This window comes from Natronorubrum marinum (assembly GCF_052040125.1).
Lineage (GTDB): Archaea > Halobacteriota > Halobacteria > Halobacteriales > Natrialbaceae > Natronorubrum.
Genome location: NZ_JBPPFV010000001.1, coordinates 461,583 through 486,249, shown reverse-complemented (window position 1 = coordinate 486,249; position 24,667 = coordinate 461,583). Strand labels below are relative to the sequence as shown.

Below are 24,667 nucleotides of genomic sequence, written 5' to 3'. Positions count from 1 at the left end.
CGGACGATGAGCATACCGTCGTTCGTCATCGGGATCGCCGGCGGGACGGGAGCCGGGAAGACGACCGTCTCGCGGACCGTCGCCGAAACGGTCGGTGAAGCGGTCACCCGTATCCCGCTCGACAACTACTATCAGGACCTCTCGCACCTCGAGTTCGAAGAGCGGGCGAACGTCAACTACGACCATCCCTCGGCCTTCGAATGGGAGCTCTTACAGGAGCACCTCAACAGCCTGCTCATGGGTCAGGCGGTCGAGATGCCGCAGTACGACTTCGAGATACACAACCGCAAGGACGAGCGTGTGACCGTCGAGCCGACGGACGTGATCGTGCTCGAGGGTATCTTCTCGCTGTACGACGACGCCATCCTCGAGATGCTCGATCTGCGGGTGTACGTCATGACCGACGCGGACGTCCGAATCCTGCGACGGATCGAACGGGACGTCATCGACCGCGGGCGAGGCCTGGAGGGCGTGATCGAACAGTATCTCGGGACGGTCAAACCGATGCACGAGCAGTTCGTCGAACCGACGAAGAAGAACGCGGACGTCATCATTCCCGAGGGCGCGAATCGGATGGCGGTCGACCTGCTGATCGAGAAAGTGCAGGCCGAACTCGCGGCCGACGGGACCGAACCGGAGCCCGAACTTCCCGCCGAACTGTCGTTCGACGGCTCGAGGTCGGAGTGACCGCCTCCCGCCGTCACGGCGGTGACCGTCTCAAGTGAGCGAAATACGACAGTAATTTAACCGGTTGCCGACGACAGGGATGGGTGCCGACGGACGGATTGGAGCGTACCGAAACGAGCAGTACAGACCCGGAAAAAACGGTGATTAATACGTGAACGACCCACGATGAGCAACACGAACTGGACTACGTTTCGGATAGCGAGTGGTGTATTTTTGATCGTGAGCGGTCCATACGTCTTCGTCTACGAAGAAAACCGTCTCCTCGGTATCGCGTTTCTGGTGGTCGGGCTCGTCTGGCTCGGACAAGAACTGTGGCGGCAGTATCAGCGACGTCGAGCGGTTACGTAGGGAACCGGTAGCCGACTTACTGAACGCGGCGACGAAACCCGACATTCCTTTACTTGCCCCCTGAATACGGGCGGGTATGTTCCTCTCTTTACGCACGGAGGTCGAGGACGCCCTCGAGGGGGCGCTCTCCGAACTCGAGTTCCCGACTGACGACCTGGGAATCGAAGAACCGCCGGAAGACGTCGAGAGCGTGCTCGCCTCGAGCGTGGCCTTTCGACTCGCCAGCGAAGTCGGTGCCCCGCCGCCGCAGGTCGCCGGCCGACTCGCCGACGAGATCGACGCCGACGAGCTGACCTACGTCGCGGAGATTCAGACGCAGGGCCCGTACCTCAACTTCCTGCCGAGCGACGCCTACTTCGCCGAGACGCTGACGGCCGGCACGGACGAGTCCTACGGCGCGCTCGAGAACCGCGAGGAGCGCGTCGTCGTCGAACACACCAGCGCGAACCCGACGGGACCAGTCCACGTTGGCCGCGCGCGAAACCCGATCATCGGCGACGCCGTCGCGAATCTGCTCGATATCGCCGGCTACGACGTCGACCGCCACTACTACGTCAACGACGCGGGTCGGCAGATGGCCGTCTTCACCTGGGCCTACGAGACCTTCGACGAGACGGACCTCGACGGTGAGCCGGAACGCGACCGCATCGAGTACGACCTCGTGCGCTACTACCGAAAGGGCAACGCCTACCTCGAGAACGCCGCCGAAGCCGACCGCGAGGCCGCCGAAGCCGAAATCGAGTCGATCATGCAGGGGCTCGAGGCCGGCGACGAGTCGGCCTACGAGCGCGTCAGCGAGGTCGTCGATCAGGTGCTCTCGGGGATGAAGGGCTGTCTCGAACGTCTCCCCGCCGAGTTCGACGAATTCGTCAAGGAGACGCGGTTCATGCGCAACGGCGACACCGACGACCTCGTCGCCCGCCTGAAGGAACTCGACGAGGCCGTCTACGAGGAGGACGCCTGGCAGCTCGACCTCGAGGACCAGGGCATCGACAAGAACCTCGTCTTCCTGCGGTCGGACGACACCTCCCTCTACGCGACCCGCGATCTGGCCCACCACGAGTGGAAGTTCGACAACTACGACCGCGCCGTGACGGTGCTGGGCGAGGACCACAAGCTGCAGGCCCGCCAGTTGAAAACGACGCTCGAACTGCTCGACAACGACACGAGCGACCTCCGGCAGGTGCTCTACTCCTACGTCAACCTCCCCGAGGGGAAGATGAGCACGCGTCGCGGCACCGGCGTCGACTTAGACGACCTGCTCGACGAGGCGATCGACCGCGCCCGCCAGGAAGTCGAGGACCGACTGGACGACCGTATCCGCGACGACGACTTAGACGAGGAGGATATCGAGCGCATCGCCCATCAGGTCGGGATCGGTGCGGTCCGGTACGACATCGTCTCCAAGCAGCCGACGAAGGCGATCACCTTCGAGTGGGAGCAGGCCCTCGACTTCGAGGCCCAGTCCGCGCCGTACGTCCAGTACGTCCACGCGCGCTGTTGTGGGATTCTGGAGGAGGCCGGGCTGGATCCGGAGGCGGACCTCGCGACCCAGGATATCGAACTCGAGTCGCTCGAGGCCGACTTGCTCGCGACCGAGGCCGAGCGTGAGCTGCTCGAGACGATCGCCCGATTCCCGGCGGTCGTCGACGAGGCGGCCGACGATCTCGAGCCCCACCAGATCGCGACCTACACGCGCACGTTCGCCGACCGATTCAACGCCTTCTACCGGGAGTGTCCCGTGCTGGCCGACGACGTCGATCCCGAAGCCCGCGAGGCGCGACTCGCGCTCGTGGCCGCCTCGAAACACACCGTCGCGAACGCGCTGTCGATCCTCGGCGTCGAACCGCCGCGCTCGATGTAGCAACAGCTTCCGGTTCGTTCGGTACTGGCCGCTGTCGGGTCGTCGTCCGAAAAAGTCGAGTCACCGTCTCGGGCCGGGTGGACGTTCGCTCGAGCGTTCCGTCACTCGGCCGTCTGCTTGACCTTTTCGTAGAACTCCTCTTTCGAGAGTTCGTTCTGGAGGTAGCTGACGATCCAGTCGACGTCGACGTAGAACGAGGCGACCGTCGTCTTCTCGTGTTCGATGATCCACTCGACGGTCTTGATCTCGGCGATGAACGCCTCGGGATCGACGACCGCGTCGTCGTGGTCGTCCGCGAGGGATTCCAGTTCGGCGTACAGTTTCTCGTGGTCGGTGATCTCCGTCTCGACGAGGACTTCGAGTTTGTCGCCTTTCTTGTCGATCGCTTTGACCGAGATCGCGTCGCTGTCGACGTCCAGTTTCTTGCCGTCGAAGCCGGGCACGTCGTCCGTGTCGGTTCCGTCGGTGTCGTGGTCGTCGTTGTCTTCACCGTTTTCCTTGCCGTTTCCGTTGGGGTCCGGATCGGAGCCGTCGTCATCGTCGCCCGAGTCGTCACTTGTTTCGCTACCGGAACAGCCAGCCAGTGCGGTTGCGAGCGCTGCGCCACTGCCGAGGAGGATTTTTCGTCGCTCCATGGTCGAGCCATCGATAACGGATATGATTAGTAATCAGTTCGTTACAGTCCGTGCCACGTGATGGTAGGAGGCAACCGACGAAAAACGGTGAGAGGGCAGGTGTGACGCGCTCTCGTCGTCGAATCGGTACGACACAGTTCCGGATGGCGGTCGTTACTCCGTTCAGCACAACCTAACTGTACAGAATGTCGCGATTTCGAGACACTCATCGGTGCCTGCTTCCCAGCGGTCTCCCCGGCGATACGATCGGACAGGAACCGCTTACCGAGGAATCGAGACCGTTCGCGAACGTAAAACCGTGCGAAAATCCGGATTCCGCGCTCAGGTATCCGACTCCGCCTCGGTGATCGCACTCGAGACGTCGTCGTGAGCCGCCTCTCGGCCGCCGGACTCGTCGTCGTCGGTCGTCGAACTGGCGCTCGAGTCGACAGTGTCCGTGTCGGGGCCGATATCGTCGTCGGATTGGTCGATACCGCCGGGCGACTGGTCGCCGTCGGACTCCACACTGGGTTCGGTCGCAGTGGTCGGAATCTCGATTCCCGCCAGGTCGGCCGCGAGCCGTTTGTAGGCGGTGGCGGCCGGCCCGTCGGGTCGGTAGACGACCAGCGGCGTGCCGGCGTAGACGCTCTCGCGGGCCGACGGGTCCTCGGGAATCGTGCCGAGTAGGGGCGTCTCCAGCCGAGCGGCGATCTCGTCGTAGGAGACGTCGCTCTCGGGTCGGGTCCGCGTGAGGACGAGTCCGGCCACCTCGCCGCCGGCGCGCTCGGTCAACTCGAGGGTCTTCTTCGAGTCGTGGATGGCCGCGGGTTCGGGCGTCGAAACGAGGAGGACGGCGTCGGCCAGCCCGAGCGGGAGGACGGTTTCGTGGCTGACACCAGCACCGACGTCGAGAAAGACGTAGTCGAACTCCTCTCGAAGCTCCGCGACGACGTCGCTGAGTCCTTCGGGGGAGGTGTCGGCGTACTCGTCGAGGCTGGTGCCGCTCGGAACCGCAACGATGTTCTCTGTAATTCTGTAGGTGGCGTCGTCGATCGATGCGCCACCGGACAACACGTCGTGAAGCGTCGTCGAGTCGGGGGACAGGCTGACGAACCCGGCGAGGTTCGCCATTCCGAGGTCGGCATCGACGATCGCGACGCGCTCGCCGGCCTCCGCGAGGGCCGTACCGAGGTTCACCGTCGTCGTCGTCTTGCCGACGCCACCTTTCCCGCTCGCAATAGCATAGACCGTCTCGTGAGACATACTCAAGTACTGTGCGGACTGTAGAACGGGAGCACCTTAAATCGTCACGTCAACACGCGGGGTGTGTCTCGCGGTCGAGCGGATACTGACACGCACCAACTGGAACAGGATACCGGGTTTCTCCCGACACACAGTACCACGTCGACAGGTGTGTCAAAGGATTCTTACCCACAGCACCGTTTTGTACGGACAATGAGCCAGGAGGGCGAGCAGGAGCAATCCGACCGGAAAAAATACGAGTTCCGGAAGGTTATCGAGGATCTCAAGGACTTCGACGGCTCCGGGACACAGCTCGTAACGATCTACGTTCCCGACGATAGACAGATCAGTGACGTCGTCGCACACGTCACGCAGGAACACAGCGAGGCGGCCAACATCAAGTCCAAGCAGACCCGGACGGCCGTCCAGGACGCGCTGACCAGTATCAAGGACCGGCTCCGATACTACGACACCTACCCGCCGGAGAACGGACTCGTCCTGTTCTCCGGTGCGGTCGACTCCAGCGGCGGCCGCACCGAGATGGTCACCAGAGTCCTCGAGAGCCCGCCACAGCCCGTCGAGTCCTTCCGCTATCACTGCGATTCGGACTTTCTCACCGAGCCACTCGAGAACATGCTGGCGGACAAGGGCCTCTACGGCCTGATTGTCCTCGACCGACGCGAGGCGAACGTCGGCTGGCTGAAGGGCAAACGCATCGAGCCCGTCAAGTCCGCCTCCTCGCTGGTCCCCGGCAAGCAGCGAAAGGGTGGCCAGTCCGCCCAGCGATTCGCCCGCCTGCGCCTCGAGGCCATCGACAACTTCTATCAGGAGGTCGCCGGCATGGCGAACGACCTGTTCGTCGCCAAGCGCCACGAGATCGATGGCATCCTCGTCGGCGGTCCCTCGCCGACGAAAGACGAATTCTTGGACGGCGACTACCTCCACCACGAAATCCAGGACAAGGTCCTGGGCAAGTTCGACGTCGCCTACACCGACGAGTCCGGCCTGAAGGATTTGGTCGATAACGCCGAGGAGGCGCTGGCCGACGCCGAGGTGATGAAGGACAAACAGCAGATGGAGGAGTTCTTCAAGCAACTCAACGCGGGCGACCTCGCAACGTACGGGTTCGAACAGACCCGGCGAAACCTCGTGATGGGGGCCGTCGATCGGCTCCTGATCAGCGAGGACCTCCGGAAGGACGTCATCACCTACGACTGCGGCGAGTGTGGCAACACCGACCGCCAAGTCGTCGACCGACGGAAGAACACGCCCTCGCACACCTGTACCGACTGCGGCGCCGACGTCGAGGCGACCGAGGAGGACCGCGAGGACGCCATCGACCACCTCATCGAGATCGCCGAACAGCGGGGCACCGAGACCAAGTTCATCTCGACGGACTTCGAGAAGGGCGAACAGCTCTACAACGCCTTCGGCGGCTTCGCCGGCATCCTGCGGTACAGTACGGGCGTCTGAACGCAGTCGTCATCTCCTGACTGGCGATTCCGCGACTCGACCGCCGAGTAATTCTCCGTGACCACTTCTCGACTCCTCGATTCGCAAGCGCGGCGCTCGCTCAGTGGGTGAGCGTGCCCCGAAGGTAGACCGCGTCGTCGGTGATCGATTGGATACTGCCCTCGTCGAGCGGGTGGGCGTCCTCGCTCTTCGTCGCCCAGCCGAGTTTTGCTTTGATCGTCACCGTGATGCCCGGATCCGGCTCGACGTAACCGCGATTGTCGTGGACGTCTACCAGTAGGCCGACTTCGGTCCCGTCGGCGTTCAACACCCGTTTTCCCTCGTCGGCTTTGGTGAGCGTCTCCTCGGTCATTGGTTAGCCAGCGGTCCGTCCGCGCGCCGAATCCATCGGGTGTCCCGCAGTCGAGTGTGGGCGTCGTACAGTCGAGTGCAGTCCGCCGACGGTCGGCGGGTCGGCGGCCGGACCGGATATCGGTCGCAAGGATGCACGAACAATAAAGCGGCAAAACCGTTCCCATCTCCCACTCGACAGTTACGCCGGAACGCGCCACGATCGCACGAGTATGCTCCCCTTACTGCCGAGAACGTCCGTCTGACGCCCGCCTGTAGTCGACGACAACAGAAGGGTTATACCGGTAGTCACGTATTACCAGTCGATCAATGGACGAAGCTCCCTCCTTCGCCGCGTCGTTCGACGACCCCCGGATCACCGCCCAGTTCTGTCGGCGGGTGGCCGGGCCGTCGAGTGACTGTCTCCTCCTCGGCGTCGTCCACGACCACCCCGCAAGCATCGCTCGCGTCGAGCGCGTCCTCGAGTCCGTCGCGCCCGAGACGCTCGCTCTCGAGTTGCCGACGGCCGCCCTCCCCCTCTACCGCGCCTACGCTCGCGACGGTTCGGCCGACGCGCCGCCGCGGTTCGGCGGCGAGATGAGCGCAGCGATCCGCGCCGCGCCGGACGCCGACGTCGTCGGCATCGACGCGCCGAACTGGTCGTTCCTGCACCAGCTCGTGACGCGGCTGATCGCCGACCGCGTCTCGACGTCGACGGCCAGACGCGTCATCTCGAGTCTCGGCGGCGCGACGCGAGAGGCGCTGACCTGTCGAGTCGCCGCGACGCTGACCCACGCGACGTCGATGACCGTCACCTGCGATGACCCGATCGAGTACGACTGCGATCACGACGACTCGCCGGAACGCCAGGCCGACCACGAGCGCTCGCACGTTGCCGGCGTGCAGGCGCTGCTCAGCAGCGTCCAGACCGACGACAGCGCGCTGGCCTACCGCGATGATACCCGCGAGCGCTGTATGATCGACCGCCTCGAGGACCTCCGAGCGGCCACCGAGGGTGACGTCGTCGCCGTCGTCGGCGTGGACCACCTCGAGCGACTCGCGGACGAACTCGAGGACTGATCGCGGCCGCGGCTCGGTCGGCGCCCATCCCGATATGTTCCGCGTCGGAGTTCGAGAAGTCGAACCGCCGATCGCTACCGCCGGACGGGCGGTTCGATCAGAATTTCGCCGTTGCTGTCGACCGTGACGGAGTGATCGCGAACGGAAAACGAGAGCGTGCCGCCGTGTCGCGGACGCCCGTCGTGGCGCGGTCGAAAGAGGACGTCGAGCGCGTCGGGGTCGACGCTGTCGTAGAGCGAGAGTCGGCCGTCGGTGACGTCGACGTCCAGACAGTCGGAGAGTGCGTGAACGACTGTCGTACTGAGCGTCGCCGGACCGGACGGGTCGTGCACCGCGCGATACACCGGTGGAGAGCGAGACTGCGAGCCGTGCGGGGAGTTCTGTCCGTACATACCTGGTCGTCGTCGTGTCACTCTCTACGTTCAGAGACTAAAAGCGTAATCGTTCATTACCACCCGAACGTAGCGGATCAAGCCTGAAACTTGTTCTTCGTGAATAGACTATCTCGAAAGGCGACTATTCGTCCGTCAGCTACCGGCGAATCGAGGCGGTTCCCGTCCGAACGCGACGGCTAATCCCTGACGAACTCATCGCCGAAGCGTCGAGATACAGTTCCAGCAGTAGGTGAACGTCTGATCGGCCTCGTTGCGCGCGCCGCAGTGTGGACACCGAATCGTCTCGCCGTCGAACTCGAGTTCCTGCCTTTCCTCGAACTCCTCGGGGTCGTCGACGCCGTCCGTCGCGGTGGGATAGCGGTCGGGGCCGGGCGAGCTGTGGGGACTCGCGCGGTCGGGATCGGCGAACGACGGCGAGCCGGTTCTCTCGCTGGGTGTGCCGGCGTTCTCGCCGTCCTCCCCCTTTACATACACGTAGTACAGTAGCAGGTGCAAGAGGGTGAACAGCACCACGTAGCCGATGAGCCAGCCCCAGAGCTCCATTGGCATGTTATAGGTTCTCAAGGCACTTGGATATTCCCTGCATCACCGGGGGAGAGAGTCATGCCGGGACGAATATACCGTTCGTTGGTGGATAAGAAACGATGCCGCCGGGAGGTGACGGGAGGACCGTTTGTAGTCGGCGAAACGCTGATCCCGATTAGAGATCGCGGCCGAACTCGTCGAAGACCTCGAGATCGTCGGGGAGATCGTACTCGATGCGTCGCTGCTCCTGGCGGTTGACGCCGGCGTCTTCGATGGGGACCGCGGCATCCTCCCACCCCGGTTTGATCTTGACGCTCTTGGCCGGCATGCCGATGGCGATGTGGTGGGCCGGAACGTCGTGCTGGACGATGGCGCGCGCGCCGACGATGGCGTTCTCCCCGACCTTACAGCCCGCGCGGATCATCGCATCGTACGTGAGTCGAACGTCGTCCTCGACGACCGTGTGGTAGTTTCGAACCGCAGTCTGGTCGACGACGTCGTGATCGTGGCTGTAGACGTGGACGCCGTCCGAAACCGAGACGCGGTCGCCGATGGTGAGTTTCCCGCGGTCGTCGAGGTGGACGTCGTCGTGGACGACGGTGTTGTCCCCGATCGTGATGTTGTGGCCGTAGGTGAACGAGATCCCCTTGAAGAACCGGCAGTCGTCGCCACACTCCTCGAAGAGGTGGTTCGCGAGCATTCGGCGGAACCGCAGCGCGAACTCGACGTTGTCCGCGATCGGGAGGCTGTCGAACTGCCGCCAGAGCCACTGGAGGTGTTTCGAGCGGCGGAACCGATCTTCGTCCTTCTCGGCGTAGTACTCGCTCTCGAGGGTGGTGTTACAGGGATCGTAGCTCTGCAGGCGGACGCGTTCGGCCGGCGAGACCGACTCGCCGTCCTGCCAGCGTTCGTATGCCTCGCGATCCCCCGAGAGGTCGATCAGGACGTCCTCGACGACGGCGCAGGTGTCCTCGTCGCTCGACAGCCGTCGATCGACCTCGTCGATGAACTCCCGCATTCCCGCCTCCGCCTCGTCGGGAAGCGAGACGTACCGCTTTGTCATATCCCGAGGTATTGCTCGCCGTGTTGATAGGGGATTCGGTTACAAGAACGGCTTGCCGACGCATTCGAATAGCCGAGTGAACGCCCCTTTCGGCCGGGACGGACCGTCATCGACACCGCCACGGCGGGCGCTGAACTGCCGGCTCGCCGTCCTGTGCAGCCGGACCGCACTTCCGAACGCGAGCCCTTGGACGGATCATGGAGACCGCTTGGACCGGTCGATACTACGCTCGAGAGCTCCAGCGACGGCTCGCCCACTACGTCGAGAAACGCCGGTACGGGTTTCGGGATCACGGCTCGCTCGAGCGCGCGGCCGCGAGACCTCGCGTTCGGCGCGCGCGGACTCTCCGCGGCGGGATACGAGGAGGGCGTCGCCGAAACAGGACGGTGGCTCGTCGACCAGCTCTCCGACAGCTCGGTCTTCTACACCGACTTTCACGACCGGTTCCACGCCGCGTCGCCGGCGGAGGGCGTCGATACGTTCCCAGCGCTCGTCTTGGTGCTCGCGGCGTGTGGCTGCCTCCGCGAACAGGCCGACGCCGTCGCCGATCTCGCGGCCGTCCACCGCGATCGGTTCGTCACCGGGGGGCTCGTCACCGGGTCGGGAAGCGCCTGGTAGGATTCTGCCACGGGCCCTCGAGAGACCTACAACACCGCGATGTTGCTCGCAGCGGTCGAACGACTCGAAGAACGCGGCGTCGAGACGACGTTTACGGGCGAGTCAGAGGACATCCGAGCGGCGCTGTACACCCAGCTCTGGAACGGCCGCTACTTCGACGAACGCCGCGGCACAGCTCGCGGCTCCGGCGACCGACGTGACGGCGGCGGCAATCGGTCGGTCCTCGCCTGCGATGCCAACGTCGTCCCGCTGTATCTCGGCGTCGTCGACGACGACCGCGCGGCCGCGATCGTCTCCGCGCTCGAGCGCCTCGAGACGTCGTTCGGGCTCGTAATGCGCGCCGAACCGTTCTCGCACGCGGCGGTCCACCCCTTCTTTCTCCTCCATCGGGACTACCACTACCACGTCTGGCCCTGGAACAGCCTCATGTACGCGCTTGGTCTTCGACGGTACGGCTACGACGACCGCGCTCGGCGGGAGGTCGAGCGCGTCGAGTCGCTGCTCGAGCCGTACGGAAACTTCCTAGAGGTCTGTACGCTCGAGGGCGAGCCCTACGTCAAGCGCGGCTACGCGACCGCCGAGGATTTTACCGTGGCTGCGGCGCTGTGGACGGAGTATCACTCCCGAACCGAGTGATCGCGGCTCCAGGCGGAGCGATGTGGGATTCGACCCGAAATGATCGGCAACTGTTAAGCGTGACGGCGCCCGCGGATCGAACGTATGTCGAGCGATGGATGGTGGCCGACCGTCGGCTCACGCGACTCCCAGAGGCTCTAGTGACGAATGGGTATTCGACGACTCCTTCCGGGATTGCTCGTGCTCTGTCTCGGCGCGTTGGTAGCACAGACGCTCGCGACGGCACTCGGCGTCAATCACCTCCTCTTTGCGATCGTACTGGGGTTCCTCGCGGCGAATCTGGTCGGTATCCCGACCCGACTCGCGCCGGGGATCACCACGCACGGGCTGTGGCTGGCCGCCGGAATCGTCCTCATGGGAGCGTCCGTCACGGTCGACACCGCCTTCGAGGTCGGCGTCCCCGTGTTCGTTCTCCTGATCGCTGCGGTCGGCATTTCGCTCGTCGGCGTCGAACTGCTCGCCCGTCTCGTCTTCGGGCTCCCCGAACGGTTCGGGTCGCTGCTCGCGGCCGGTGCGAGCATCTGTGGCGTGTCGGCGATCGTCGGCGTCGCCGGGGCGATTCGTCCGCGCGAGGAACAGATCGCGTACGCGGCGGCCACGATACTGCTGTTCGACGCGATCACGATCGTCGTCTACCCGATCGTCGGCGACCTGTTGGGCCTGTCGGGGAGGGTGTTCGGGATCTGGGCCGGGCTCAGTATGTTCTCGACGGGACCCGTCGTCGCGGTCGGCTTCGCACACTCCGAGTTGGCTGGCCAGTGGGCGACGGTGACGAAACTCTCACGGAACGCGCTGATCGGCGCCGTCGTGCTACTGTACGCGAGCTATTACGCTCGCCAAGATGGCGGTGGCCGGCCGTCCCTCCGGACGCTCTGGGACGAGTTCCCCACGTTCGTCCTCGGCTTTCTCGTCCTCGCACTCGTCTCGAGTGCGGGCCTGCTCTCCTCGGCCCAGCAGCATTCCATCGAAAGCGCCTACAACTGGCTGTTCATGCTGGCGTTCGTCGGTCTCGGAACCGAAATCCGACTCGCCGATCTCCGTGCGACCGGCGTCACGCCCGCGATCGTCGTCCTCGTGGCGTTTCTCGCGACCAGCGTGATCACCCTCACGGCACTCTTGGCCCTGTTCTGAGAAGTGACTGTGATGCCGGTTTCGAGCGGCTAAGAGACGATATCGCTCGTGATCGAGTCGAAGCGATCGAACGACAGCGGCGGCAAGCTCTCGGTACCAGTCCGCGACGAACGGGCTCAGATCACGCGGATCGTCGAACGAGAGCCGACGCAGATCGTACCCCTGCTCGTCCGCGACTCGCTCCAGGTCCGCCCGAAGTGCTGTATCGAACCCCCACTCCGCCTCGGGCAGTCGGCCGTCGGTCTCGGGGACGTCCCACTCGCGGATACCGGCATCTTGCCGCTCGAGGAAGTTCGCGACGTTCTCGCTTCCCACGTAGTACGCCTCGGGCGAGAGGCCACCGAGACCGCCGACCTGGAAGCTGTGACGCTCGCCCAGTTCGATCTTCGGCCAGTCGTACTCACATTCGAGCGAGATGATCGTTCCGTCGCTCGCCAGCACGGTGTCGACGAACACCGTCGTCGAATCGAAGTTCGCCAGCGCGGGCGGCGTCGAGCGCTCGCCCGCGAGCAGACTCGAGACTCTTACGCCGCCGTCACCTCGCTCGCTCGTCGACTCGCGTACGGACTCGCTCGGGAGATGGCTGGTGCAGGTCGAACCCTACCACGAACGGTCCGATAAGGCTGAAGCCGGCAGGAGACGCCGATTGTCGCCCCGATCGTACAGAACGTATTTGTCACCGGCGTTCCACTCTCGACGTATGTCTGACGGCGCATTCGAGGGCTACGGCGGGCGACACGTCCCGGAGCCGCTACAGGAACCGCTCGAACAACTCGCGACGGCTTACGACGACGTCGCCGAAAGCGACGCGTTCCAGACCGAGCTACAAAATTTGCTCGAGGAGTTCGCTGGCCGACCGACCCCGCTGTACCACGCGGGGAACCTGAGCGAGCGCTACGGCGCGGAAATCTACCTCAAGCGCGAGGACCTGCTCCACGGCGGCGCGCACAAGATCAACAACTGTCTCGGGCAGGCGCTGCTCGCCAAACACGCCGGCCGGGAGCGACTCATCGCCGAGACGGGGGCCGGCCAGCACGGCACCGCGACGGCGATGGTCGGCGCGCTATTGGGTCTCGAGACGGAGATCTACATGGGGGCGAAAGACGTCGCCCGCCAGGAGATGAACGTCTTCCGGATGCGGCTGATGGGGGCCGAGGTCAACGAGGTGACCCGCGGAAACGAAGGTCTCGCGGACGCCGTCGACGCCGCGCTCGAGGATTTCGCACAGAACGTCGATGACACCCACTACCTCGTGGGCAGCGTGGTCGGTCCGGACCCGTTCCCGCGGATGGTGCGGGACTTCCAGAGCGTTATCGGGCGGGAGGCCCGCGAGCAGTTCCAGGAGCGAACGGGCGGCCTGCCCGACGCCGCGGTCGCCTGCGTCGGCGGCGGCTCGAACGCCATCGGCCTCTTTCACGCGTTCCGCGACGATCCGGTCGAGTTCTTCGGCGCTGAAGGCGGCGGCGAGGGGAGCGACTCGAGCCGCCACGCGGCCCCGCTCGCGAAGGGGCGAGACGACGTCATCCACGGCATGCGTACGCGAGTGATCGACGACGACGTCGAGGTGCACTCCGTCTCCGCCGGTCTCGACTACCCCGGCGTCGGCCCCGAACACGCCATGTTCCGCGCTGTGGGCCGATGTGAGTACACCGGTATTACGGACGAAGAAGCGCTCGCCGCGTTCCGCGAGTTGAGCGAGACCGAAGGAATCATTCCGGCCCTCGAGTCCAGCCACGCCGTCGCGCGGGCGATCCAACTCGCCGAGGAGGGCGACCACGATACCATCCTCCTAAACCTCTCCGGGCGCGGCGACAAGGACATGGAGACCGCGGCGTCGACGTTCGATCTCTAATTAGCCGACTGCCGTTGTCCTGGCCCGAAACAGCACACCAGAACGGCCGACGCCGTCATACCGACTCTCGCACGCGAGTCGCCAGCTCCGACGCATCGTCGGACTCGAGTCGATCCCGCGACAGCGAGAGCGACACGTCGTCGTCCGCGGTCCGCGGTAGGAGGTGGACGTGTGCGTGATCGACGGTCCCGACCAGCGGGCCGCTGGTGTGGAAGACGCTGAAGCCGTCGGGATCGAGCACCGACTCGAGCGCGCTCGCGACGGCGCGGACCGACTCGAAGACGGCCGTCGACGTTCCGTCTTCGAGGGCCAACAACTCCGGCTCGTGGACGCGGGGCACGACGAGACTGTGGCCCCGGACCGCCGGGTTGGCATCGAGAAACGCGATCGTTCGGTCGTCCTCGTAGAGTACGTGCGCCGGTCGGTCACCGGCGACGATCCGGCAGAACTCACAGTCGTCGTTCATACCCGGTTCTGCTCGCGAACGAACATATAGGTATCTCTGTACGAACGGTTCGTTCCTCAGTCGGCCTCGAGAAATCGGCCTACAACAGTCCGTGCTCGTCCTGTAGCGTGCGATACTGCTCGAGGTAGCGGTCGGCGACCACCGACTCGTCGTAGTCGGCGAACCGGTCGTTGAACTCGCGGTACTCGAGGTCGCCGGCCTCGAGAATCGCGTCGGCCAACTCCTCCTCGCTCGTCGTCCGGAAGCCCCGGTCCCAGCCCTCGACGAGTTCGTGGGCGCTCGAATCGGCGTGGTACTCGACGATGCCGACACAGCCCGACGCCAGCGCCCAGCACATCTCCGTCGGGAACACGCAGCGTTCGGCCGTCTGGGCGAAGACGTGCGCGCCGCGGTAGGCCGCGATGCGCTCCTCGAGCGACAGGTCGCCGACGAACGTGATCCGGTCTTCGATCCGAAGGTCGCTCGCGAGGCGTTCGTACGCTGCCCGTTCGGGACCGTCGCCGACGACGGTCGTCGACCAGTCCCGGCCGCGAAGCTCTGCCAGTCCGAGCAGGAGACTCTCGAGATTCGCCCCCTCGTCGAGTCGGCGGGCGTAGACCACGTCGACTCGGTCCCCCGGCGTCACCGACTGGATGCGGTCGACGTCGATCGGATTCGGAACGGTCTCGACGTCGTCGCCGTCGGCCCCGCGCTCGCGGACCCACGTGGCGACGAGTTCCGACGGGGTGACGAGTCGGTCGCCTCGTTTCGTCGCTCGTCGCGTCCACCGATCGTCGGCGACGCCGCCGTCGCCGTACCACTCGACGAGCAGCGGAACCCGGGCGAGCGTCGCACCCCACCCGGCCGCGAGCACCGCCGTCGCGGGGTTGGCGTTGGCGTGAACGACGTCGGGGCCCGCGGCCGCCAGATCGAACGGCAGTCGCCAACAGAACGATCTGCGTGCGTCGACGTCGTCCGTCACCGCGTGGTACGTAATCTCGTCTCGCTCGAGCGTCGGCGACTCGTCGTCCCAGAATCCGGCACAAAAGCAGTGGACGTCGTGGCCGTGATCGCGGAGCACCTCGAGAATCGTCTGAAACCGCTGGTTCGTCTCGGTATCGCGGTGGTGTACCGTGTCGATCGAGACGAACGCGATGCGCATGTGGCGCGGAACGTAGCGCCGGGATAAAAAGTCACTTCTTTCGGCCAGTCGGCGTTCGGACCGACGCTGCGGTCAAAAACTGACGGCTGGAACTGCGGGCGCAGCGTCGGACTCGAGGGTCACTCTTCAGCCGATCGGGTTTTACTGGGCGTCGCCGTTATCGCCGTTATCAGTATCTCCGTTGTCGCCGTTCGTGTCGCCTGCATCATCGGCGCCTTCGTCGTCTTTCGTATCCTCGTCGCCGTGGGAGCTGTCGAGGATCGACGAACGGAGCCGAACCACTCCGATTGTCGTCGCCGATCAGTTAGTTATCGCTGCCGAAGTTGAGCATATCGGTGAAAAAGCCGGTAATCCGATCGACGATGCCCTCGTCGTCATCAGTTTCGGTGTCGTCTTCGTCGTCGTCAGTTGCGTCGTTCCCGTTTCCGATATCGTCGTCGCTCTCGTTCGTGTCGTCCGCATCGCTCTCCTCGTCTGAGTCCTCGTTTGCAGCATTCTCCTCGTCCGTACCGTTCTCCGACTCGGTATCGTCGCTCTCCGAATCCGCGTCGTCGTCCGTTGCAGTATCCTCCGCCTCCTCGCTCTCATTTCCCTCGTCGTCCTCAGTTTCGTCTCCATCGTCCGCGTCGTCCTCGCCGCTTTCGTCCGCGTCCGTGTCATTGCCTTCGTCACCGAAGTCGTCCGGATCGTCGCTCTCGTTCGATTCGTCACTGCTGAGTTCCTCGCCGAGATTGACCGGTTCGTTGTCCTCTTCAGTGAGGTTCGTGGGCGTCTCGGTGTCGCTGTCGTTGGTGGGCGATATCTCTCCAGGAGAGAGTCCGGTGCCGACGACGGCCAGAGTCACGCCGAACGCGACGAGCACGACCAGTACCGTCGCGAGGACTACCGCACTCGAGGCGACGCCCTGTCCGTCACCACTGTCTTCACCCGTATCTTGCATTACCCGGCACTACTCGTTCCGAGATGTTTTGTTACGCGTGGCAAACCATCACGTGGTATAAAGCCACACGCATTTCGGTGACGCGAGCGCGTAGAATACCGCCTGACAATTTAGGAGAACTGATCCAGTCACTGTAATCGAGAGACGGTGTAAGGGTATATTGGGGCGGTATCCCGACCATAATAGTTCTGTCACGTTGAAAGTCGTTTCCGGCATACAATCCATCATCCCTGTCTTTCACGACGGCTGTGGACGTTCCGCAACCAAAACCACTACCGCGCCGAGTCGAGAGGCTGTGGTATGGACGGCTACGAGATCGAACGCTATCTCAACATCCGAAGCGCCTACGGCACGTCGTTCGGCCCCGACGGCGACCGGCTCTCGTTTCTGATGAACACGACCGGCACTGCACAGATCTGGACGCTCGAGGACGCCCAGTCCTGGCCCGAACAGCGGACGTTCTACGACGAACAGGTGTCGTTCGCCTCCTGGTCGCCGGAGCGGCCGGAACTGATCTTCGGGATGGACGAAGGCGGCAACGAGCGCACCCAACTCTTCAAACTCGACGCCGAGACCGGCGAGATCGTGAATCTGACCGCGAAACCGGACGCCAAACAACGGTGTGGCTCGCAGAGCCGCAACGAGCCTCGCGCTCGCATCGCTCGCGCGAAACACCGCTGGGGCGGCTGGAGCCACGACGGCGAGCGGTTCGCGTTCGCCTCGAACCGCCGCGACGAGTCGGTCTTCGACCTCTACGTACAACAGCGCGAGGAGACCGGAGACGATGCGACGCTCGTCTACGAGGGCGACGGTTGGCTCTCGCTGGCGGGCTGGAGCCCCGACGATTCTCGACTCCTCGTCTCGCAGGCGTACTCCAACTTCGATCAGGACCTCTACGTGCTCGACCTCGAGGCCGACGAGCCCGATCTCGAGCACCTCACGCCCCACGAGGGCGACGTTCGGTATCAGAGCGCCAGCTGGGCGCCGGACGGCGAGGGGATCTACCTCGCGACGGACGAGGGGAGCGCGGACACGCTCTATCTGGCTTACCTCGATCTCGAGAGCGGAGAGTTCGAGATCGTCGCCGACGGCAACGGCTGGAACGTCGGCGGCATCGCGCTGGACGACGAAACGGGGCGGTTCGTCTTCTCCCGAAACGTCGAGGGCTACACGGAACTCACCGTCGGCGAGTTCGACGACGACGATCCCACCGCGTTCGAAACGTTCCCCGAACCCGACCTTCCGGGCGGCATCTCCGGCGGCGTGAGCTTCGATCCCGACACCGAGCGCTTTGCGCTGTCGACCACCGGCGATACGGTCAACACGAACGTCTTCGTGGTGGATCTCGAGACCGGCGAGACCGAGCGGTGGACGAGCGCGCCGACGGCGGGTATCCCTCGCAAGACGTTCGACGAGTCCGAACTGGTTCGCGTCGAGAGCTTCGATGGCCTCGAGGTCCCCGGCTTCTTCACCCTCCCCGACGGCCACGAAGCGGGTGACGGCGAAGCGAGCGACGACGGTCTCCCCGTCATCGTCGACATCCACGGCGGCCCCGAGAGCCAGCGTCGGCCCTCGTTCTCGAGCGTCAAACAGTACTTCACCGATCGCGGCTACGCCTACTTCGAACCCAACGTCCGCGGGTCGGCGGGCTACGGGGCCGACTACGCGGCGCTGGACGACGTCGAGAAACGGATGGACTCGGTCGCTGATATCGAGGCTTGCGTGGAGTGGTTACAAGACCATCCCGCGGTCGATCCGGACAAAATCGTCGCCAAAGGTGGATCCTACGGCGGCTTCATGGTCCTCGCCGCACTGACGGAGTACCCCGATCTGTGGGCCGCCGGCATCGACATCGTCGGCATCGCCAACTTCGTCACGTTCCTCGAGAACACCGGCGATTGGCGGCGCGAACTCCGCGAAGCCGAGTACGGGAGTCTCGCCGAGGACCGCGAGTTCTTAGAGGAGATCTCGCCAACGAACAACATCGAGCAGATCGAGGCCCCGCTGTTCGTCCTTCACGGCGAGAACGACCCCCGCGTTCCCGTCGGCGAAGCCGAACAGATCGTCGAGAAGGCCGAATCGCAGGGCGTTCCGGTCCGGAAACTGATCTTCGATGACGAAGGGCACGGCTTCTCGAAGCTCGAGAACCGCATCGAGGCGTACTCCGCGATCGCGGAGTTCCTCGACGAGCACGTCTGATCGTCGCTCTCGGTGACCGACCGCGGCCGCGGGGTCGACTCCGACCTTACTCGAGTCCCTCCTCCTCGCGAAGGTCGGCCCGTCGAACCTTGCCGGTCGCCGTCTTCGGCAGTTCCTCGACGAACTCGATTGCTCGGGGATACTCGTACTGGGCGAGTCGGGTTCTGACGTGCTCCTGCAGGGTGTTCTCGAGCGAAGCCGAGTCGGTTCCGTCCTCGCCCTCGCCGTCCGCGAGATCGGTCCCGGCCGCGGTGACGACGTACGCCTTCGGCACTTCACCGCGTTCGTCGTCTGGGACCCCGATCACGGCGGCGTCGGCGACCACCTCGTGGCCCGCGAGGCTCTCTTCAATCTCCTCGGGACCGATCCGGTAGCCGGCGCTGATGATTACGTCGTCCTTCCGGCTCTTGAACGTGAAGTAGCCGTCCTCGTCGACCGTTCCGAGGTCCTCCGTGAGCAGCCAGCCGTTGCGAACCTTTCGTTCGGTGCGCTCGGGCTTGTTGAGGTACTCCTTGAAGCAGACCGGATTCCCCTCGTACCTGACCGCGATCTCGCCGATATCGCCCGTCTCGACGGTCGGCTCCGCCGTCTCGGTGTCGACGATTCGCACGTCGTGACCCGGCGCAGCGAGCCCCATCTTCCCCTCTCGGAACTCGGCGAGGGCCGTGCAGTCGCCGACGAGGAGGTTCGCCTCGGTCTGGCCGTACCCCTCGTGGACCGCCGCGCCGTCGAACGTCGCCTCGGCCCAGTCGACGATGCTCTGGCCCAGCGACTCGCCGCCGCTGGGGATCACGCGAACCGAGTCGATATCGTACCGTTCGCCCGGGGCTTCGGCCTGCATCATCATTCGTAATGCCGTCGGCGGCGCGAAGAAGTTCGTCACGTCGTAGCGCTCGAGGATCTCGAACGCCGTTTCGGGATCGAACTGGCCGCCGTCGTAGGCGACGACGGGCTTCCCGTAGTACAGTCCCGGCACGACGACGTCGAACAGCGAGGCGATCCACGCCCACTCCGCGGGCGTGTAGTAGACGTCGTCGTCACCCAGTTCGAGGTTACAGAACGTCGTCAGAAACAGCGGCAGGTGGCCGAGCAGCATCCGGTGGGCGTGGCGAACGCCCTTCGGCTCGCCCGTCGTCCCGCTGGTGTACATGATGATCGCGTCGTCCTCGGCGGCCGTATCGACGGTCTCGAACTCGCTCGAGCGGCCCTCGAGTGCCTCCGAAAAGTCGAGTTCTTCGGTGGCGGCCCCGTCGTCCTCCACCTCGGTATCGACGTCGCCGACCGTCAGGAGTCGCTCGAGCGACGGAACGTTCGCGGCGGCCTCGCGAACCGCGTCGACGTTGGACTCGTCGACGACGCAGACGCGTGACTCGCTGTCGTCGAGGCGATACGAAATCGCGTCGGGACCGAACAGGGTCGACAGCGGGATCGAGACGGCACCGAGTTTCCAGGCGGCGACGTGCGTGAACACCGTCTCCGCCGTTTGCGGTGCGTTGACGCCGATTCGGTCGCCGCGCTCGATACCGGCGTCGGCGAGGCAGTTCGCCAGCCGATTCGTCGCGTCGTCGAACTCCGCGTAGGTGTACTGTTCGCGGTCGCCGGCCGCCGTTTCGGTGTAGAGCGCCACGCGTTCGTCGCCGCGCTTGCCGCCGTCGACGGGCTCCGCCGTCGCCCACCGATCGCAGACGTACGCGGCCATGTTGAACCGGTCCGGTACTTCCCACTCGAATTCCTCCCGCAGGTGATCGTAGTCGTCCCACTCGCTCTCGTCGAAGTGGTACGCGTCGAGTCGTGGTGTCTCGGGCATTGTTCTGAATCACGTGATCGCGATGGGGTTGGCCGACGAGTCGCCGCCCTGGGCGGCCTTCAGTGGCGCGCCGACGTAGCGGAGTCCGTATCTTCCGCCCTCGGTGCGTCCTCGAGTACCCCGGCGGCACCGTTGAATATTGCTACCACAAGACACTGGCCACGATATCGGCGATAACTGTTTGGGTCGCCGCAGACGGCCGGTCGACTCGCAACCCTCGAGACGGCAACGGGATTTTGATCGACCGCGGAGCAATTGGTATTGTTCCGTAACCGACAGATAGACGATGCAACAAACGGCCAGCCTTACCGATTCGGAGTCGTTGACCCGTCCACTCACTGTACGGCCGTATGCGCTGCCTGCGAGCGGTGGCCGGACTCGTCATCGCTATCGCAGTAGTCGCGCTGTTCGTCTACGGCGTCGGCTGAAAGGACGTCCTCGAGCACGCTCGAGGCGCCCACCCCGCGATGCTCGCCGCGGCCGCCGCCACCGCGGGGGCGATCCTCTACCGGCTGATGACCTACTGGCTGCACCTCGGCATCTGCGGCCTCGCGGCCGACTACCTCACCGTGTCCGGTACGCGGCGGTCGTGGGTGGAGGCGTAGCCGCCGATTAGTCGATAACGCCCGTCACCGTCGCGACCTCGAGAGCGGCCCGCTCGTCCATCCCGTCGCCCAGAATCGTGTAGCGGTCGCGGATCGCGTGGCAGGTCGTCAGCGACTCGAGGACGGTCTCGTCGTCGATGCCGAGTTCGTCGGCGGTCGTCGGCGCGTCGATGCTGTCGAGGGCGTCGCGGATATCGCGCCAGATTCCCTTCTCGCCGCCGTGGAGGTAGGCCGTCATGATCGAGCCGACGCCGACCTGGTGGCCGTGGAGCGCCGCGCCGGGTGCCAGCCGGTCGAGTTGGTGGGAAAAGAGGTGTTCTGCGCCGCTCGCGGGTCGCGAGGAGTCTGCGATGCTCATCGCGACGCCGGAGGACATGAGCGCCTTGCTGACGATCCAGGCAGACTCCTCGAGTCCCGGGCGGACGAGATCCGCGTTGTCGACCAGAATTTCTGCGGTCATCTCGGAGAGCGCGGCGGCGTACTCGGAGTACTCGACGTTCTTGAGCCGGTTCGCGAGCCGCCAGTCCATCACCGCGGTATAGTTCGAGATGATGTCGGCACAGCCGGCGGTCGTCAGCTCCCAGGGTGCCTGCGCCAGCACTTCGGTGTCGGCGACGACGGCGAGCGGCGGTTCGGCCGCGACGCTGTGACGGGTGTCGCCGTCCGGAACGGAGCCGCGATTACTGATGACGCCGTCGTGGCTGGCCGCCGTCGGAACCGAGAGAAAGCCCATCTCGAGGTGGTGACTCGCCATCTTGGCGATGTCGATGGCCTTCCCGCCACCGATGCCGACGAGGTAGGAGACCTCCTCGGCGTCGGCGATCTCGATGACGTCCTCGACGGCGTCGAACGTCGCCTCCTCGATGGTGACGACCGCGGGATCGATCCCCGCGGCCTCGAAATCGGCGGCGATCGGATCCGCGGCGACCTCGCGCGGCGTCGGACTGGTCACGAACAGCGGCCGGCCCTGGAGGTGCAGGTCGTCGATGACGTCGACCACCTGATCGATGACGCCGTGGCCGACGACGACGTTTCGCGGCAGGCGAATCCACGTCGATTTCTCGAACATATTGCTGACCACGGAAGGGAACACATAAAATCGTTCTCGTCGATCCGGACGACCGGTCGGGAAGGACCGGTTCGTCGGGAGTTGTGACGTGTTTGGGTGGCCTGTTCGTCCGAGCGAACGACAACCCAAATGGCGTTTCAGGACACTGAAATCAGGGACGGACCGCATCTCACGTTCGTCGTCGCCGTCGGGAACGTCGCCGCGCGCTCCCCGCCCGCGATCACCGGCCACGTTCGCGACGTACGGGGGAGTACACGTTGGCGTTCGTCCTCATCAGCGCGTTGACTCTCGTCGCCGCCGTCGCCGGGCTCGCCATCGCCCGCCGGCGCTGAGGATGTGCCGGTCGAACGCGACGCTCCCTCGAGCGCCGCATTTCAAAACGTGTCCAGAATCCCCAGCACGCGCTCCTCGGCCTCCCGGTTCGGCCCGTGCTCGCTGCCGTCGCGATCGCTCTCGAGGTGGGAGTCGACCGCCCGTTCCATCGCCGCCTCGAGCGGCGTCGACTCCCAGCCCAGCGCGGCGAGTTTCGCCGTCGAGAGCACGTGGGGGTACTCCCGGTAGAGAAGGTAGTCCTCGGGCTCGATGTCGCCGGCCGCGAGTTCGCGGGCGCCGGCGGTGACGACCTCGACATCCGCGTCTAACTCCGTCGCGATCAGCTCCACCATCTCCTCGAGCGTCACCAGTCGTCGGTCGCCGACGTTGTACGCCTCGCCGGCCGTCCCCTCTTCGGCGACGATCCGCAGCGCGCTCGCGACGTCTTCGACGTATGCGCGGTGCCAGACGTTCGTCCCGTCACCGGGGACAACGACGCGGTCGAAGCGGTTCACGCGGTCGATCCACCAGTCGAGGCGTTCGGTGTAGTCGTGGGGGCCGTAGACGATACACGGGCGGACGCTCATCGCGTTGACGCCCTCGTCTGCAGCCGCAACGACCGCACGATCGCCCGCCGCTTTTCTATTTCCGTACGTCTCGCCCGAGTCGTCGACGGCCTGCTCGGACGTACAGGGCTCGAGCGGCGTCACGCCCTCGCGTTTGGGGATCTCTTCGGACCCGTAGGCCGCGCCGCTCGAGATGTAGACGTACGCCTCGCAGTCCGCGAAGATGCCGGTGGCCGCGTGGACGTCCTTCGGGTAGTAAGCGACGCAGTCGAAGACGGCGTCGGGGTCGACCGTGCTCGCGGCCGCCTCGAGCACCGAGTCGTTCGTCCGGTCGCCCTCGACGCGTTCGACCCGGTCGTTGCCCTCGAATGGGTTCTCGTGATTCCCGCGGTTGAGTATCGTGACGTCGTAGCCGTGCTCGAGCAGGTCGTCGACGAGATGGCGACCGATAAAGCGCGTGCCACCGATAACAAGTGCCGTGTCCATGCCTGAGCCTCGTTGCTGTGGCTGAAAGGTCCAGCGGTCGACGGCGTCGAGTCGTGATGGAGGCACCTCAGGTCACGAATCGATTTTGTTTTTGTCGCTGTGGCCGTCCCTTCCGCCATGGGCGGCACCTACGTACTCGGTATCGACCTCACTCGAGCGGCGACCATCGAGGTCGGCGCGTTGGGCCGGATCGAATTCGACGCCGGAGCCTACGCGTACGTCGGGAGCGCGTTCGGCCCCGGCGGCTTCGCTCGCGTCGATCGACACCGCCAACTCGCCGCAGGCGACCGCGACACCCGACACTGGCACATCGATTACCTGCTCGGCCACGCCGAGACGAGCCTCGAGACCGCGATCACGTTCCCCGACGCCGACCGCGAATGCGAACTGGCCGACCGGCTCCCCGGCGAGCGCGTCACCGGGTTCGGCGCCTCGGACTGCGACTGTTCGGCTCACCTCCTCGCCGCGCCCGGACTCGAGACGGTTCGCGACGCCGCCGTGGCGGAGGGCGGCACGCTCGAGAGCGAGTAGACCGAGCGTCATCGGTCGCCAGCCTCGCCGACAACTCACACACCACGAGTTATGTCCCACTGCCGTGAAGTGGTAGCTATGGCCAAAGACGATACCGACGACGATCCGGTGCTGAACGACGACGCGATGGATCGGTTCCCCGTTCCCGACTTCGAGGACCTCCCCGACGACCTCCGCGAGCGTATCGAAGACGAGACCGAACGGGCGGGATTCACGCCGAACGTCTTCGCCGCGATGGCGTACAAACCATCGCACTTCCGAGCCTTCTTCGACTACCACGACGCACTGGTCGAGGACACCGCCCTCGAGCGCGAGGAGATCGAGATGATCGTCGTCGCCGTCTCGGGGGTCAACCACTGCTACTACTGCAACGTCGCCCACGGCGCACTGGTGCGGATCTACGCCGACGACTCCCAACTGGCCGATCAACTCGTGGCGAACTACCGGACCGCAGATATCAACGAGACCCACCGAACGATGCTCGACGTCGCGGTGAAACTGACCGAGCGACCGACCGAGGTCGAGGAAGACGACCTCGAGGCGCTTCGCGAGGCCGGCTTCAGCGAGGAGGCGCTCTGGGATATCGCCTCTGTCACGGCCTTCTACAACCTGAGCAATCGGCTCGCGATGTTCGCGGCGATGCGACCGAACGACGAATTCCACACGCTGGGTCGCGAGTAGCGGTCG

27 protein-coding genes are annotated in these 24,667 nt (G+C 64.9%); 13 read left to right on the top strand and 14 right to left on the bottom strand.

Going from position 1 to position 24,667, the window contains the following annotated elements; all coding sequences use genetic code 11:
• The first annotated feature begins 6 nt into the window (after positions 1-6).
• The 3 genes from udk to argS all read left to right on the top strand — a co-directional run bounded on the left by udk (position 7) and on the right by argS (position 2,899).
• Positions 7-687 carry a uridine kinase gene (gene udk, locus ACSFC5_RS02455; protein ID WP_440763679.1) on the top strand — a complete coding sequence of 227 codons (681 nt, stop codon included), beginning with the start codon at positions 7-9 and terminating at the stop codon, positions 685-687.
• Positions 688-906: 219 nt separating this feature from the next.
• Entirely contained in the window at positions 907-1,035 is a 129-nt protein-coding gene (locus ACSFC5_RS02450; RefSeq protein WP_440763678.1) for a hypothetical protein, read from the top strand.
• A gap of 76 nt (positions 1,036-1,111) precedes the next feature.
• Positions 1,112-2,899, top strand: coding sequence for an arginine--tRNA ligase (gene argS, locus ACSFC5_RS02445; protein ID WP_440763677.1), 1,788 nt, complete (start codon positions 1,112-1,114; stop codon positions 2,897-2,899).
• A gap of 101 nt (positions 2,900-3,000) precedes the next feature.
• Here the strand turns inward: argS and ACSFC5_RS02440 are convergent, their stop codons facing one another.
• Positions 3,001-3,534, bottom strand: coding sequence for a hypothetical protein (locus tag ACSFC5_RS02440; RefSeq protein WP_440763676.1), 534 nt, complete (start codon positions 3,532-3,534; stop codon positions 3,001-3,003).
• Between the two features lie 321 nt (positions 3,535-3,855).
• The gene (minD, locus tag ACSFC5_RS02435) at positions 3,856-4,776 is read right to left on the bottom strand and encodes a cell division ATPase MinD (protein WP_440763675.1); all 921 of its coding nucleotides are present in this window, start codon (positions 4,774-4,776) and stop codon (positions 3,856-3,858) included.
• Between the two features lie 192 nt (positions 4,777-4,968).
• On the opposite strand from minD, the gene prf1 reads away from it, so the two are divergent.
• The gene (gene prf1, locus ACSFC5_RS02430) at positions 4,969-6,228 is read left to right on the top strand and encodes a peptide chain release factor aRF-1 (protein WP_440763674.1); all 1,260 of its coding nucleotides are present in this window, start codon (positions 4,969-4,971) and stop codon (positions 6,226-6,228) included.
• A 100-nt stretch (positions 6,229-6,328) separates the two neighbouring features.
• On the opposite strand, the gene ACSFC5_RS02425 is transcribed toward prf1, so the two are convergent.
• Entirely contained in the window at positions 6,329-6,580 is a 252-nt protein-coding gene (locus tag ACSFC5_RS02425; protein WP_440763673.1) for a DUF8593 domain-containing protein, read from the bottom strand.
• Between the two features lie 308 nt (positions 6,581-6,888).
• Between ACSFC5_RS02425 and ACSFC5_RS02420 the strand changes: the two genes are divergently transcribed.
• A complete protein-coding gene (locus ACSFC5_RS02420; protein ID WP_440763672.1) occupies positions 6,889-7,638 on the top strand; it encodes a hypothetical protein in 750 nt (249 codons plus the stop codon).
• A gap of 74 nt (positions 7,639-7,712) precedes the next feature.
• Here the strand turns inward: ACSFC5_RS02420 and ACSFC5_RS02415 are convergent, their stop codons facing one another.
• The 3 genes from ACSFC5_RS02415 to ACSFC5_RS02405 form a co-directional block, all read right to left on the bottom strand.
• Positions 7,713-8,030: a HalOD1 output domain-containing protein gene (locus ACSFC5_RS02415; RefSeq protein ID WP_440763671.1), complete on the bottom strand. Its 318-nt coding sequence runs from the start codon at positions 8,028-8,030 to the stop codon at positions 7,713-7,715.
• Between the two features lie 195 nt (positions 8,031-8,225).
• Positions 8,226-8,576 (bottom strand): DUF7577 domain-containing protein, encoded by a 351-nt coding sequence (locus ACSFC5_RS02410; protein ID WP_440765007.1) that lies wholly within the window; start codon positions 8,574-8,576, stop codon positions 8,226-8,228.
• Positions 8,577-8,733: 157 nt separating this feature from the next.
• Positions 8,734-9,621: an acyltransferase gene (locus tag ACSFC5_RS02405; RefSeq protein ID WP_440763670.1), complete on the bottom strand. Its 888-nt coding sequence runs from the start codon at positions 9,619-9,621 to the stop codon at positions 8,734-8,736.
• 186 nt (positions 9,622-9,807) lie between these two features.
• Between ACSFC5_RS02405 and ACSFC5_RS02400 the strand changes: the two genes are divergently transcribed.
• From ACSFC5_RS02400 to trpB, 5 genes are all read left to right on the top strand, one after another.
• Positions 9,808-10,239: a hypothetical protein gene (locus tag ACSFC5_RS02400; protein ID WP_440763669.1), complete on the top strand. Its 432-nt coding sequence runs from the start codon at positions 9,808-9,810 to the stop codon at positions 10,237-10,239.
• Positions 10,240-10,278: 39 nt separating this feature from the next.
• Positions 10,279-10,875: an MGH1-like glycoside hydrolase domain-containing protein gene (locus ACSFC5_RS02395; RefSeq protein ID WP_440763668.1), complete on the top strand. Its 597-nt coding sequence runs from the start codon at positions 10,279-10,281 to the stop codon at positions 10,873-10,875.
• 147 nt (positions 10,876-11,022) lie between these two features.
• A complete protein-coding gene (locus ACSFC5_RS02390) occupies positions 11,023-12,006 on the top strand; it encodes a YeiH family protein (RefSeq protein ID WP_440763667.1) in 984 nt (327 codons plus the stop codon).
• 48 nt (positions 12,007-12,054) lie between these two features.
• Entirely contained in the window at positions 12,055-12,627 is a 573-nt protein-coding gene (locus ACSFC5_RS02385) for a hypothetical protein (RefSeq protein ID WP_440763666.1), read from the top strand.
• A 79-nt stretch (positions 12,628-12,706) separates the two neighbouring features.
• Positions 12,707-13,858: a tryptophan synthase subunit beta gene (gene trpB, locus ACSFC5_RS02380; RefSeq protein WP_440763665.1), complete on the top strand. Its 1,152-nt coding sequence runs from the start codon at positions 12,707-12,709 to the stop codon at positions 13,856-13,858.
• Between the two features lie 55 nt (positions 13,859-13,913).
• Here trpB and ACSFC5_RS02375 read toward each other — a convergent pair whose 3' ends face one another.
• The 4 genes from ACSFC5_RS02375 to ACSFC5_RS02360 all read right to left on the bottom strand — a co-directional run bounded on the left by ACSFC5_RS02375 (position 13,914) and on the right by ACSFC5_RS02360 (position 16,405).
• Positions 13,914-14,324, bottom strand: a complete 411-nt coding sequence (locus tag ACSFC5_RS02375) for an HIT family protein (protein WP_440763664.1) — start codon at positions 14,322-14,324, stop codon at positions 13,914-13,916.
• Between the two features lie 79 nt (positions 14,325-14,403).
• Positions 14,404-15,465 (bottom strand): glycosyltransferase family 4 protein, encoded by a 1,062-nt coding sequence (locus ACSFC5_RS02370; RefSeq protein WP_440763663.1) that lies wholly within the window; start codon positions 15,463-15,465, stop codon positions 14,404-14,406.
• Between the two features lie 141 nt (positions 15,466-15,606).
• Positions 15,607-15,747, bottom strand: a complete 141-nt coding sequence (locus ACSFC5_RS02365; protein ID WP_440763662.1) for a hypothetical protein — start codon at positions 15,745-15,747, stop codon at positions 15,607-15,609.
• A 22-nt stretch (positions 15,748-15,769) separates the two neighbouring features.
• Positions 15,770-16,405 (bottom strand): hypothetical protein, encoded by a 636-nt coding sequence (locus tag ACSFC5_RS02360; RefSeq protein ID WP_440763661.1) that lies wholly within the window; start codon positions 16,403-16,405, stop codon positions 15,770-15,772.
• Between the two features lie 300 nt (positions 16,406-16,705).
• On the opposite strand from ACSFC5_RS02360, the gene ACSFC5_RS02355 reads away from it, so the two are divergent.
• Complete coding sequence (locus ACSFC5_RS02355; protein ID WP_440763660.1) at positions 16,706-18,604, top strand: S9 family peptidase; 1,899 nt, start codon at positions 16,706-16,708, stop codon at positions 18,602-18,604.
• Positions 18,605-18,650: 46 nt separating this feature from the next.
• Here ACSFC5_RS02355 and ACSFC5_RS02350 read toward each other — a convergent pair whose 3' ends face one another.
• The 4 genes from ACSFC5_RS02350 to ACSFC5_RS02335 all read right to left on the bottom strand — a co-directional run bounded on the left by ACSFC5_RS02350 (position 18,651) and on the right by ACSFC5_RS02335 (position 23,449).
• Positions 18,651-20,411 (bottom strand): acetate--CoA ligase, encoded by a 1,761-nt coding sequence (locus ACSFC5_RS02350; protein ID WP_440763659.1) that lies wholly within the window; start codon positions 20,409-20,411, stop codon positions 18,651-18,653.
• Positions 20,412-20,746: 335 nt separating this feature from the next.
• Positions 20,747-20,944, bottom strand: coding sequence for a hypothetical protein (locus ACSFC5_RS02345; RefSeq protein ID WP_440763658.1), 198 nt, complete (start codon positions 20,942-20,944; stop codon positions 20,747-20,749).
• Positions 20,945-21,023: 79 nt separating this feature from the next.
• On the bottom strand, positions 21,024-22,085 hold the full coding sequence (locus ACSFC5_RS02340) for an NAD(P)-dependent glycerol-1-phosphate dehydrogenase (RefSeq protein ID WP_440763657.1): 1,062 nt from the start codon (positions 22,083-22,085) through the stop codon (positions 21,024-21,026).
• A 374-nt stretch (positions 22,086-22,459) separates the two neighbouring features.
• Positions 22,460-23,449, bottom strand: a complete 990-nt coding sequence (locus tag ACSFC5_RS02335) for an NAD-dependent epimerase/dehydratase family protein (protein WP_440763656.1) — start codon at positions 23,447-23,449, stop codon at positions 22,460-22,462.
• A gap of 117 nt (positions 23,450-23,566) precedes the next feature.
• Here ACSFC5_RS02335 and ACSFC5_RS02330 point away from each other — a divergent pair, with 117 nt between their 5' ends.
• Together ACSFC5_RS02330 and ACSFC5_RS02325 are read left to right on the top strand one after the other, a co-directional pair.
• Entirely contained in the window at positions 23,567-23,980 is a 414-nt protein-coding gene (locus ACSFC5_RS02330) for a GIY-YIG nuclease family protein (RefSeq protein WP_440763655.1), read from the top strand.
• Positions 23,981-24,058: 78 nt separating this feature from the next.
• Positions 24,059-24,661 (top strand): peroxidase-related enzyme, encoded by a 603-nt coding sequence (locus tag ACSFC5_RS02325; RefSeq protein ID WP_440763654.1) that lies wholly within the window; start codon positions 24,059-24,061, stop codon positions 24,659-24,661.
• The last annotated feature ends 6 nt before the right edge of the window (positions 24,662-24,667 follow it).